This window comes from Streptomyces sp. SID1328 (assembly GCF_009865595.1).
Classification (GTDB): domain Bacteria; phylum Actinomycetota; class Actinomycetes; order Streptomycetales; family Streptomycetaceae; genus Streptomyces; species Streptomyces griseoluteus.
In genome coordinates this window covers 1-11,678 of sequence record NZ_WWKH01000786.1, presented here as the reverse complement: position 1 = coordinate 11,678, position 11,678 = coordinate 1, and the positions used below count along the sequence as shown (strand labels likewise).

11 protein-coding genes and 1 pseudogene are annotated in these 11,678 nt (G+C 71.9%); 9 read left to right on the top strand and 3 right to left on the bottom strand.

The features are described 5' to 3' along the window. Positions 1-36: 36 nt before the first annotated feature. From GT030_RS25235 to GT030_RS25225, 3 genes and pseudogenes are all read left to right on the top strand, one after another. A pseudogene (locus GT030_RS25235) lies at positions 37-257 on the top strand (fatty acid--CoA ligase); the annotation flags it as partial. A gap of 100 nt (positions 258-357) precedes the next feature. Next, positions 358-813, top strand: coding sequence for a MarR family transcriptional regulator (locus tag GT030_RS25230; RefSeq protein WP_161203073.1), 456 nt, complete (start codon positions 358-360; stop codon positions 811-813). After that, the gene (locus tag GT030_RS25225) at positions 810-2,246 is read left to right on the top strand and encodes an MFS transporter (RefSeq protein ID WP_346009741.1); all 1,437 of its coding nucleotides are present in this window, start codon (positions 810-812) and stop codon (positions 2,244-2,246) included. Before GT030_RS25230 ends, GT030_RS25225 begins: the two co-directional genes overlap by 4 nt. Positions 2,247-2,353: 107 nt before the next feature. On the opposite strand, the gene GT030_RS25220 is transcribed toward GT030_RS25225, so the two are convergent. From GT030_RS25220 to GT030_RS25210, 3 genes are read right to left on the bottom strand one after another with little or no spacing between them, the layout of a single operon-like run. Further along, complete coding sequence (locus GT030_RS25220; RefSeq protein ID WP_161203072.1) at positions 2,354-4,552, bottom strand: SpoIIE family protein phosphatase; 2,199 nt, start codon at positions 4,550-4,552, stop codon at positions 2,354-2,356. Further along, a complete protein-coding gene (locus GT030_RS25215) occupies positions 4,549-4,935 on the bottom strand; it encodes an STAS domain-containing protein (RefSeq protein WP_346009740.1) in 387 nt (128 codons plus the stop codon). The genes GT030_RS25220 and GT030_RS25215 overlap by 4 nt, the downstream gene beginning before the upstream one ends. Positions 4,936-4,985: 50 nt before the next feature. Next, positions 4,986-6,194 (bottom strand): phospholipase D-like domain-containing protein, encoded by a 1,209-nt coding sequence (locus GT030_RS25210; RefSeq protein WP_161203071.1) that lies wholly within the window; start codon positions 6,192-6,194, stop codon positions 4,986-4,988. Between the two features lie 216 nt (positions 6,195-6,410). On the opposite strand from GT030_RS25210, the gene ltnD reads away from it, so the two are divergent. From ltnD to GT030_RS25180, 6 genes are all read left to right on the top strand, one after another. After that, a complete protein-coding gene (gene ltnD, locus GT030_RS25205; protein WP_202460538.1) occupies positions 6,411-7,325 on the top strand; it encodes an L-threonate dehydrogenase in 915 nt (304 codons plus the stop codon). Between the two features lies 1 nt (position 7,326). Beyond that, on the top strand, positions 7,327-8,604 hold the full coding sequence (otnK, locus tag GT030_RS25200; protein WP_161203069.1) for a 3-oxo-tetronate kinase: 1,278 nt from the start codon (positions 7,327-7,329) through the stop codon (positions 8,602-8,604). Next, complete coding sequence (locus GT030_RS25195) at positions 8,601-9,263, top strand: aldolase (protein ID WP_161203068.1); 663 nt, start codon at positions 8,601-8,603, stop codon at positions 9,261-9,263. The genes otnK and GT030_RS25195 overlap by 4 nt, the downstream gene beginning before the upstream one ends. Positions 9,264-9,314: 51 nt before the next feature. Further along, positions 9,315-10,619: an MFS transporter gene (locus tag GT030_RS25190; RefSeq protein WP_161203067.1), complete on the top strand. Its 1,305-nt coding sequence runs from the start codon at positions 9,315-9,317 to the stop codon at positions 10,617-10,619. Between the two features lie 31 nt (positions 10,620-10,650). Further along, positions 10,651-11,433, top strand: a complete 783-nt coding sequence (otnI, locus tag GT030_RS25185; RefSeq protein ID WP_161203066.1) for a 2-oxo-tetronate isomerase — start codon at positions 10,651-10,653, stop codon at positions 11,431-11,433. Then, positions 11,430-11,678: NAD-dependent epimerase/dehydratase family protein (locus GT030_RS25180; protein WP_161203065.1), on the top strand; the 249-nt coding region annotated here is incomplete at its 3' end. The genes otnI and GT030_RS25180, both read left to right, overlap by 4 nt.

The window sequence follows — 11,678 nt, the reverse complement described above, 5'->3', positions numbered from 1 at the left end:
GGGGGGCGAATCAGGTGACGGGGCATGGGTGCGTGCGCGGTCTTCGGCGTCCGCGACGAGGACCGCATGGAGCGCGCCACGCCGCCGTCCTCCTCACCCCCGGCGCCACCACGACCGCCGACGGCCTCCGCGCGCTGGTACGGGCGGAGCGCGGCGCGATGTACGAGCCGGCCAGGATCACCTTCCCGTCCGAGCTGCCCCTGACGGACGTCGGCAAGCCGGACAAGAAGGAGCTGCGCCGCCGCGCGACGCTCTGACGACAACCCCCGAGGAGCCGCCCGGAACACCTCCGGGCGGCCCGTCAATTCGAGAAACGGCACATTGCACAGTCTGGACTGCGCAAGCTAGCCTGTACATATGACCGAGATCGCTGACACCACCGGTGTGTCCGAATCCGCCGTACGCGCCGCGCACGAGTTCCGTGTGGTGTTCAGCCGGCTCCGCCGGCGGATGCGGGAGAGCTACGACCCCGGAGACCTGACGCCGTCGCAGACATCCGTGCTGAGCCGGCTGGACAAGGACGGGGAGGCGTCGGTCAGTGACCTGGCCGCCGCCGAGCGGGTGCGGCACCAGTCGGTGGCCGCGACCGTGTCCGTACTGGAGGAGCGCGCGCTGGTGTCCCGGCGGCCGGACCCCTCCGACGGGCGGCGCCAGCTGGTGTCCGTCACCGACAGCGGGCACGCCTTCCTGGAGGACCGCAGGCGGGCCGGGGAGGGCTGGCTGACCCGGGCTCTGGAGAACGAGTGCACGGAGTCCGAGCGCCGGATCCTGCTGGAGGCGGCGGCCATACTGGACCGGGTCGTCCGCTCGTGACCCTGCGCCCGCCGCTGCCCGGCCGGGCGACGAAGAGCGACGGCTTCGACCGGCGCCTGCTCGCCCCGATGATGCTGGGCTCCGTACTCAACCCGGTCAACTCCTCCGTCCTGTCGGTCTCCCTGGTGCCGATCGGCGCCGCCTTCGGGGCGCCGCCGGCGCAGACCGCCTGGCTGGTCTCCGCCCTGTATCTGGCCACGTCCATCGGCCAGCCGGTGGTGGGACGGCTGATCGACCTGTTCGGGCCGCGCCGTCTGTTCCTCGCGGGCACCGCGCTCACCGGTGTCGCGGGTGTCGTGGGGATGCTCGCCCCGAACCTCGGCGTACTCATCGCCGCCCGCGTACTGCTCGGCTTCGGCACCTGTTCCGGCTATCCGGCCGCCATGTACCTGATCCGCAGCGAGGCCCGGCGCACCGGCCAGGAGAGCCCGACGGGCGTCCTCACCGCGCTCGCCGTCACCACCCAGACCGTCGCCGTGATCGGCCCCAGCCTCGGCGGACTGCTGATCGGTGTCGGCGGGTGGCGCGCCACCCTCGCCCTCAACATCCCGCTCGCCCTGGCCGGCCTGTACCTCGGCGCCCGCCGCCTCCCCGTCACCCCACCGGCGCCCCGCCGCGAGGACCAACACGCCCTCGCCGCACTGGACCTGCCCGGCATGGGCCTCTTCGCGGCGGCCCTGGTCTGCCTGCTCCTCTTCCTCATGGAGCCCGGCACCGCCCACTGGTACCTGCCGGTGCTGACCGTGGTCACGGCGGCGGCCTTCGCCCGGCGGGAGCTGCGGACCCCGCAGCCCTTCATCGACCTGCGCGTCCTGAGCGGCAACCTCCCCCTGCTTGCCACCTACGCCCGCGCACTGCTCGCGTACATCGTCAGCTACGCCTTCCTCTACGGGTACACCCAGTGGCTCGAGGAGGGCCGGGGACTGTCGGCCTCACAGGCGGGGCTGGTCCAACTCCCGCTGTTCGCCACCGCGTTGATCGTCTCGACGGTCACCGGGCGCCGGCCGGCGATCCGGGCCAAGCTCCTGGTGGGCGCGGCCGGGCAGCTCGCCGCCTGCGCGTTGCTGCTGACGCTGACCGACGCGAGCCCGGTGTGGACGCTGCTGGCCGTCGTGTTCGTGCTCGGTGTGCCGCAGGGCCTGAACAGCCTGGCCCTGCAGAACTCCGTCTTCCACCAGGCCGATCCCGAGCGCATGGGCTCCTCCGCCGGGCTGCTGCGCACCTTCGGCTACCTCGGCGCGATCGTCGCCTCCGCCGCGAGCGGCGCCCTCTTCGGGCAGCGTGCCGACACCGGCGGACTGCACCACCTCTCCTGGCTGATGCTCGCCGTCAGCGCCCTCTTCCTCGCGGTGACCGTCGCCGACCGCTCCCTGCGGGGCCTCGGCGCCACCCGGGCCGAACCCGTACCCGGACGAACCCGTGAGCGTCGATGAAGGCACCCTCGGGAAGCGGGCCGACCGGGCTCGACTTGGTCCCGGGCCGACCCAGAAGGTCTTCCCCAGCCACCGGCGTGGACGACTGGATCGCCGGCCTGTCCCGACTACTCGCCGGTGGCGGTGAGGACGAGCACCGCCTGGTCGTCGTCGATGTCGTGGCCGCCGGTGAAGACGCGTACGGCCTCGGTCAGGGAGTCGATCAGGCGGCCGGCGGCGGGCGGGCGGGGCGAGCCGGCGAGGGCCTGGGCCACGCGTACGTCGCCGAACTGCTCGCCGTCGGGGGCGCGGGCCTCGGTGAGGCCGTCGGTGTAGAGCAACAGACTCTCGTTCGGGCGCAGTTGCAGCCGGCGGGGGCTGACGTGCGGGTCGGGCGTGACACCCAGGAGGAGCCCCGAGGCGTCCACGGCGCGCACGGTGTGCCCCGCGTCGATGACGAGGGGCGCGGTGTGCCCGGCCCGGATCAGCTCGATGTCCAGGCCCGTCGGGGTCGGGGTGAACTGCCCGTAGACGAGCGTGACGAAGCCGGTGCCGTGACTGCCGGGACGGTCGCACAGGGCACGGTTGACGGCCTCGACCACGGCCTGGGGGCCGGGCAGCAGCGGGGCGACGGCGCGGGCGGTGTGCCGTACCAGGGCGGTGGTGGTCGCGGCGGTGGCACCGCGGCCGCACACGTCGCCGAGCATGAACGCCCACCGGCCGTCCCGCAGCGGGAAGACGTCGTAGAAGTCACCGCCGATGTCGAGTCCCTCGCCGGCGGGGTGGTAGTACGTGGCCACGTCGGCGCCCGGCACGTCCGGGACGCCGGGCAGCAGCAGTCCGGCCTGGAGGTCGCGGGCGAGGGTGACCCGGTGGGTGTACTGGCGGGCGTTGCGGGCGGCGGAGGCGGCCCGGCGGGCGAGTTCCTCGGCCAGCGCGACGGTGTGCCCGTCGAAGGGGTGGTCGCCGACGGTGAGCAGGGTCATGGTGCCGAAGGTGTTGCCCCGGTCGAGCAGCGGGACGCACAGGTAGCCGGTGACGCCCAGGTCGTGCCAGGGGCCCGGCCCGGTGGGCGTGCGGCGGGCCACCTCGCTGACCCCGGTGGCCAGCACCCGCGCCACGGCGTCGTCGGCGGCGTCGTAGACCGGGATGTGGGAGGCCAGCAGCGCACCGCGCTCGGCGTCCGGCGCGGCTGTGGCGATACGGCGTACGCGGCCGGACTCCACGATGTCGACCGCGCACAGCGGGGCCAGGGTGGGGACGCACGCCTCGGCGAGGCGCTGGAGGGTCTGGTCGGCGTCCAGGTCGTAGGCCAGGGAGGTGCTGGCGTCCAGCAGGAAGCCGAGGTCGGCACGGGCGGCCTTCTCGCGGGCCTCGGCGGCCTGCCGGGCCTGCTCGGCCTGGTGGCGTTCGATGGCCAGGGCCGCGGTGCCCGCGAAGATCCGGGCGAGCGCGAGGTCGTAGTCCTGGGGCGAGCGGGGCGTGCGGTGGTACATGGCGAAGGTGCCGAGCAGCGATCCGTCGCGGCCCAGCACCGGGGTGGACCAGCAGGCGGCGAGCCCGGCCTTCTCGGCCAGCTCCCGGAAGTCGTCCCAGTACTCGTGCGTGGCGATGTCGGAGACGATCACGCTCTGGCGGCGGTGGGCGGCCGTACCGCAGGAGCCCACGCCCTCACCGGCGGCGATGCCGTCGATGGCCTGGTTGTAGAAGTCGGGCAGGCTGGGGGCGGCGCCGTGGCGCAGGTGGCGGCCGTCGGCGTCGGCGAGCAGCACCGACACCAGCACCTCCTCGGGCGCCAGGTCCTCGATGACCCGCGCCATGCCGTGCAGCACGTCGGCCAGCGGGGCCTGGCGGGCGATCTGCTCCAGCAGGGCCACCTGCTCGGCCGTGAGCCGCTGGGCCTGTCTGACCTGCGTGGTCTCGACCCCGATCACCCGTACGCCGGTGACGTTGCCGCCGACGTCGAACCGGGGCTCGTAGGTGAAGTCGAAGAAGGTCTCGCGGGCGTCGGCGCCGGAGCCGAGCACGATCCGGCGGTCGCGGCCCGTGACGGACTGGCCGGTGCGGTAGACCCGGTCCAGCAGGCCGATGAAGCCCTGTTCGACGAGTTCCGGCATCAGTTCCGCGAGTGGCAGGCCGGTGCGGGCGCGCTCGGCGCCGCCGATGGCGGCGAAGAACGCCGGATTCGCGGACTCCAGCATGTGGGCCGGTCCGGCGAGTGAGGCGAAGACGGCCGTCGACTGCCCGAAGAGCGCGCGCAGATCGTCGTCCAGCCCGCCTCGCGCCCGGCCGGCCTCGGGCTGGTCCAGCCCTGATACGCGCGTCATGCGCTCCGCTCCTCGTTCTGTTGGACCGGCGAGACGACGCCACGTCCGCCCGAGCCTGCGGCAAGCGCCTCAGCAGCGTCCTTGTGCACGGAGAAGAGCTGGTCCAAACCTGTCAGGCTGAACAGACGTGACACCGAGGCGGGTACGGCCGCCAGGCGCAGGCTCCGCTGCTCGGCGGTGAGCTGCTGGTAGAGCCGTAGCAGCGCGCTGATCCCGGAGGAGTCGCAGAAGGTCAGGGCGGTGCAGTCGACCACGACCGGCAGCGTCCCCGTCGATCCGTTCAGTTCGGCGTCGGCAGCCTCGTGCAGTTGCACCACGCTGTCGAAGTCCAGTTCACCGCACAGCACGAACAGCACGCCCAGCGCGTGCTGCCTCACATCCACCGAGAACACCCTCAGCTGCCTTCCACTCGGCTACCGCCGCCTGCCTTTCGTCACAGAAAGCGTCTCACGGGCGTGACCGCGGTTTCCTTCAGCCGCTGGAAAGCGGCTCTTCGCCGCCATCTGGCGAGGTCGATGGCGACGCTGTGCTCGAGGTCGGCGTCGTAGTCACGGTCGAGGGACGCGGTGAACTCCTCGTCCAGCACGGCGAGCATGACTTCCTCGTCGTGGTCCATGGAGCGGCGGTTGAAGTTGGTGGAGCCGATCAGGGCCGCCACCGAGTCCACGGTGATGATCTTGGCGTGCATCATCGTCGGCTGGTACTGGCGGATGTCGACGCCCGCGCGCAGCAGCTTGGTGTAGTGGTGCTGTCCGGCGAGCTGGCAGGCCCGCTGGTCGGTGTACGGACCGGGCAGCAGGATCTCCACCTTGACGCCCCTGCGGGCGGTGTCGCACAGCAGGTCGATGAAGTAGTCGTCGGGGGCGAAGTAGGCCGTGGCCAGGCGGAACCGTTCCTCCGCCGAGGTGAGCATGACCCGGATCAGAGTCTGCATGTCCTGCCAGCCGATACTGGCCGAGCCGCGCACGACCTGGACGATCGAGCCGCCGATCTGCTCGTGCCCGGTGAAGCGGTCGCGGTCGTCGAAGAGTTCGTCGTGGCATTCGGCCCAGTTCTGGGCGAAGGCGGCGGCGATCCCGTCGACCGCCGGCCCGCGCACCTGGACGTGGGTGTCGCGCCACTCGCCGGGGTTGCGGGCGTCGCCGCACCACTCCTCCGCGATGCCGACGCCGCCGGTGAAGGCGGTGTGCTCGTCCACGATCAGGGCCTTGCGGTGACAGCGGTGGTTCTGCTTGAAGGGCGAGAGCCAGACGGGCTTGCGGAACCAGGCGACCTCGACGCCGGCCTCGTCCATGAGGTCCAGCAGCCCCCTCTCTATCCGCTTGGCGCCGAACCCGTCGAGCAGCAGCCGTACCCGCACGCCCGCCCGCGCCCGGTCGGCGAGGGCGGCGGCGAAGTCGTGGGCGATCTGGCCGCGCCAGTACACGAAGGTCATCATGTCTATCGTGTGCCTGGCCGAGCCGATGGCCTTGAGCATGGCGGGGAAGATGGCGCTGCCGTTGCGCAGCGGGATCAGCTCGTTCCCCTCGGTGGCGGCGACGCCGATCAGCCGCTCCAGGCGGCGGCGCAGGCGCTGCTTGCGGGCGTCGGCGTCCAGGGCGCCGCCGGGGGCGAGAGCTACCGGTATGCCGTCGAGGGTCACAGCGAATTCTCCAGTGGTGCCGTTGGGCGGATCGGATCGGGGCGGCCGGTGGACCCCCGAGGACCCTCATGCCCGGCACTCGCCCCATCATCCCGCGCCGGTGAACCACCCCACATGTGACCGGCATCACAGTGCGCGGATCGCTGTCGTCAGGTCATCATATGACCTGTTCGCCGACGGCACTGAAGGCGCACAGGCGGCCACTGCGAGACAAGGATGTTGCGCGTGAAGGACAAGAAGCCCCGTGTGGGCGTGGTGGGGCTCGGCGCCATGGGCCTCGGGATGGCCCGCAGCCTGCGGACGGCGGGGTACGACGTCGGGGTCCACGACCTGCGGCCCGAAGTGGCCGCCGACTTCGCGCGCGAGGGCGGCACCGCGTTCCCCTCCCCCGGTGAACTCGCCGCCACCGTCGATGTCCTGGTCGGCGTGGTCGTCAACTCCGCGCAGACCGAGCAGGTGTTGTTCGGGGCGGAGGGTGCCGCCGAACGGCTGCGACCGGGGGCCGTGTTCGTGATGTGCTCCACGGTTGACCCCGCCTGGTCGGCCGAACTCGCCTCTCGCCTGGCCGGGTCGGGTCTCCTCTACCTGGACGCCCCCGTCTCCGGCGGTGCGGTGCGCGCGGCGGCCGGTGAGCTGACCATGATGACCTCCGGCGCCCCGGAGGCCTACGCGCTCGCCGGGCCGGTGCTGGAGGCGATGAGCGCGACCGTGCACCGGCTGGGTGACGAGGCCGGGCTCGGCTCCAGGGTCAAGGTGGTCAACCAGTTGCTCGCGGGTGTCCACATCGCCGCTGCCGCCGAGGCGATGGCACTGGGCATCAAGGCCGGCGTTCCGGCCGGGACGCTGTACGAGGTGATCACCCACAGCGCGGGCAACTCCTGGATGTTCGAGAACCGCATGGCGCATGTGCTGGCCGGTGACTACACGCCCCTGTCGGCCGTCGACATCTTCGTCAAGGACCTCGGGGTCGTGCTCGACTCCGCCCGCCCGGAGCGCTTCCCGCTGCCGCTGGCCGCCACCGCCCACCAGATGTTCCTCCAGGCGGCGGCCTCCGGCCTGGGCGGCGAGGACGACAGCGCGGTGATCAAGATCTTTCCCGGGATCGACCTGCCGAAGCCGGAGGATGGCTGACATGGGAATCCGGCTCGGCGCCATCGCCGACGACTTCACCGGCGCCACGGACCTGGCGAACAACCTGGTGCGCGCGGGGATGCGCGTGGTCCAGCTCATCGACGTCCCCGCGGACGGCGGGCAGGGCCTCGCCGGGGACGCGGACGCGGTGGTGATCGCGCTCAAGTCCCGTACCGTGCCCGTCGCGGAGGCGGTGGACGCCTCGTTGCGCGCGCTGGCGTGGCTGCGGGGCGCGGGGGCCGAGCAGATCTACTTCAAGTACTGCTCGACCTTCGACTCCACCCCGGCCGGGAACATCGGGCCGGTAGCCGAGGCCCTGATGGACGCCCTGGACACGGACTTCACGGTGGCCACCCCGGCGTTCCCGGACAACGGTCGCACCGTCTTCAAGGGTCATCTCTTCCTCGGTGACGTGCTGTTGAGCGAGAGCGGCATGCGGGACCATCCGCTGACGCCGATGACCGACTCCAACCTGGTCCAGGTGCTGGGCGCGCAGACCAGGCGGCCCGTCGGGCTCATCGACCACACGGTCGTCGCGGGCGGTGCGGATGCCGTGCGGGCCCGCATCGCTGAACTCCGTTCCCAGGGAGTCGCGTTCGCCGTCGTGGACGCGGTCTCCAACGACGATCTGGTGCGGCTGGGCGACGCCGTGCGGGATCTGCCGCTGGTGACGGCCGGTTCGGGGCTGGCCATCGGACTGCCGGCCAACTGGGGTCTTCGGCCCTCGACGGAGGCAACCCTGTTGCCGCCCGCCTCCGGCCACCGGGCCATCGTCTCCGGCTCGGTCTCCACGGCCACCAACGGCCAGGTCCGCGCCTTCCTCGACACCGGGCGTCCCGCCTTCAGCGTGGACCCCCTCCGTATCGCGGCGGGTGAGGACGTGGCCGGGTCGGCGCTGGCCTTCGCCGAGGCCCACCTCGCCGACGGACCGGTGCTGATCTACTCCACCGAGGCCCCCGAAGCGGTGCGCGGGGTGCAGAGCAGGCTCGGTGCCGCCGAGGCCGGTGAGCTGGTGGAGCGGACCCTGGCCGAAGTGGCGCGGGGGCTCGTGGCGCGCGGGGTGCGGCAACTCGTCGTCGCCGGGGGCGAGACCTCGGGGGCGGTCGTGCAGGCGCTCGGCATCACCGGGCTCCGCATCGGCCCGCAGATCGACCCCGGTGTGCCGTGGTGCGCGGCGACTCCGCCGGACGGGTCGGCACTCCATCTCGCCCTGAAGTCGGGCAACTTCGGCGGCCCCGACTTCTTCTCCGCCGCGTTCGCCCTGCTGGAGCCGGCATGACCGACCCGGTGGAGGAGGCCCGGCGCGAGATCGTCCGGGTGGGCACGAGCCTGTTCGCGCGGGGCTATGTCCACGCCAGCGCGGGCAACATCAGCGCCCGGGTCGGTGACTCCCACCTGATCACCCCGACCGACGCGGCCCTGGGCTTCCTCGACCCCCGCCGGCTGGCCCTCGTCGACGCCGGCGGCGAGCAGCTCGCGGGCGACCGCGCCAGCAAGACCCTCACCCTGCACCGCCGTATCCACGCCGCCGATCCCACCGCCCGCTTCATCGTCCACACCCACTCCACGCACCTGGTCGGGCTGACCCTGGCCGGGGTGTGGCGCGCGGACGACGTGCTCCCGCCGATCACCCCGTACTACGTGATGAAGGTCGGGCACGTCCCGCTCGTCCCCTACCACCGGCCCGGCGACCCGCGCGTGGCCGACCTGGTGACCGCCCGCATCGCCGAACGCGCCGCGCGCGGTACGCCGATCCGGGCCGTGCTGCTCGACCGGCTGGGCCCGGTCGTCTGGGGGCCCGACGCGGCCTCCGCACTCGCCGTCCTCGAAGAACTCGAGGAGACGGCACGCCTGTGGCTGCTCACCGAGCGCAGGCCCGCTCCGCTCGCGGAATCCGAACTCGACGAACTGCGCGCCGTGTTCGGCGCCCGCTGGTGAACCACTGTCCCTCGTCCCGAGAATCCCCCTGAGCCGCTCAAAGGATTCGCCATGCCCCTCCCCACGGTCGCCGCCGAAGTCGGCCTCACCCGCGAGAACGCCGTCTTCCGCAAGGTCGTCCGGCGCATCGTCCCCTTCCTCGTCCTCGCTTACGTCGTCTCCTACCTGGACCGCGTCAACGTCGGCTTCGCCAAGCTCCAGATGTCCGCCGACCTGGGGTTCAGCGAGGCTTCGTACGGCCTGGGCGCCGGGCTGTTCTTCATCGGGTACTTCCTCTTCGAGGTCCCGTCGAACCTGCTGCTGCAGCGGGTCGGCGCCCGCGCCTGGATAGCCCGGATCATGATCAGTTGGGGCGTCGTCTCGGCGGCGTTCGTCTTCGTCACCAACGAGGCGACGTTCTACGTGCTCCGCTTCCTCCTCGGCGCGGCCGAGGCCGGGTTCTACCCCGGTGTCATCCTGTACTGCACCTACTGGTTCCCGTCCCACCGCCGGGCCCGCGTCATCGCGATGTTCATGTCGGCGATCCCGGTGGCGGGCATCTTCGGCAACCCGCTCTCCGGCTGGATTCTGGACACCTTCCACGGCACGGGCGGCTGGCAGGGATGGCAGTGGATGTTCGCGCTGGAGGCGCTGCCGGCCCTCGCGGTCGGTGTGGCCACGCTGTTCTACCTGGACAACGGGGTGCGGGACGCGAAGTGGCTCAGCGACGAGGAGAAGGACGTCGTGGAGCGGGCGCTCAGCGAGGACGCGGCGCACCGGACCGTGCACGGCAAGGTCTGGGACGGCTTCCGCGACCCCAAGGTGTGGCTGATGAGCCTGATCTACTTCTGCTTCGTGATGGGCCAGTACGCGCTGACGTTCTGGATGCCCACCTTCGTGGAGTCGACCGGTATCAAGGGCAACCTGGCCATCGGCGTGCTCAGTTCGGTGCCGTTCCTGGCCGCGCTGGCCGCGATGAACCTGTTCGGCCGCTCGGCCGACCGGCGCCGGGAGCGCCGCTGGCACCTAGTGGTCCCGAGCCTCATGGGCGCGGCCGGCTTCACCCTGGCCGCCTCCTGGTCGGGCTCCACCGCGCTGTCCCTGATCGCGCTGTCCTTCGCGGCGGCCGGCGTGCTGACCTGCGCCCCGCTGTTCTGGTCGCTGCCCACCGCCTTCCTGGGCGGTACGGCGGCCGCGGCCGGGCTCGCCCTGATCAACTCGGTCGGCAATCTGGCCGGTTTCGTCAGCCCGTACATGATCGGCGCGCTGAAGGACAGCACCGGTTCGGCGTCCATACCGATGTACGTGCTGGCGTTCAGCCTCGTCGTGGGCGCCGCCGCCGTACTCACCACCAAGAAGGACGTCGTCAACCGCTGACCGGCGCCCCACCGGCGTCATGGGAGTGACCATGCCGAGGTTCGCAGCGAACCTGTCCATGATGTACACCGAGCACCCCTTCCCGGCCCGCTTCGCCGCGGCCGCCGGGGACGGCTTCGAGGCCGTCGAGTACCTCTTCCCGTACGCGTACGACCCGGCCGAGCTGCGCCGCCTGCTGGACGAACACGGCCTGCGGCAGGTGCTGTTCAACGCACCCCCCGGCAACTGGGATAGGGGTGAGCGCGGTACGGCCGCGCTGCCCGGCAGGGAGGCGGAGACGCGGGCCGGGATCGAGCGGGCGCTGGAATACGCCGCGGCGCTGGACTGTCCGCGTGTGCATGTGATGGCCGGGCTGGTGCCGTCCGGCGCGGCGCGCGACACCTACCTCGGCAACCTCGCCTGGGCCGCCGAGCGGGCCGGAGCGATGGGGGTGGACCTGCTGATCGAGCCGATCAACCACCGTGACATGCCCGGCTACTTCCTGGACCGGCAGGCCGAGGCGCACGCTGTGGTACGGGAGTTGGGCTCCGACCGCGTCAAGGTCCAACTGGACCTCTACCACTGCCAGATCACCGAGGGCGACCTCACCACGGTCCTGCGCCGGGACCTGCCGACCGGCCGGGTCGGGCATCTCCAGATCGCGGGCGTGCCCGACCGGCGGGAGCCCGACGCGGGCGAACTGAACATCGGCCATCTCTTCGACGTGATCGACGAGTTGTCCTTCGAGGGGTGGATCGGCTGCGAGTACCGCCCCCGTGCCGGGACGAGCGAGGGGCTCGGCTGGCTGCGCGACTACCGAGGAGCACACGCATGAGGATCGTCATCACCGGTGGCTTCGGCTTCCTGGGCCGCCAGGTGGCCGAACGGCTGCTGGAGAACCGGACGTTCGCCGGTGCACCCGTGGACCGGCTGGTGCTGGCCGACCGGTTCGTACCGGACGCGTCGCCGCTCGCCACCGACCCGCTGGTGGAGGTGGTCCGGGGTGATCTCACCGAGCGGCTGGGCCAATTGTTCGCCGAGCCGGTGGATGCGGTGATCCATCTGGCGTCCGCCGTGTCG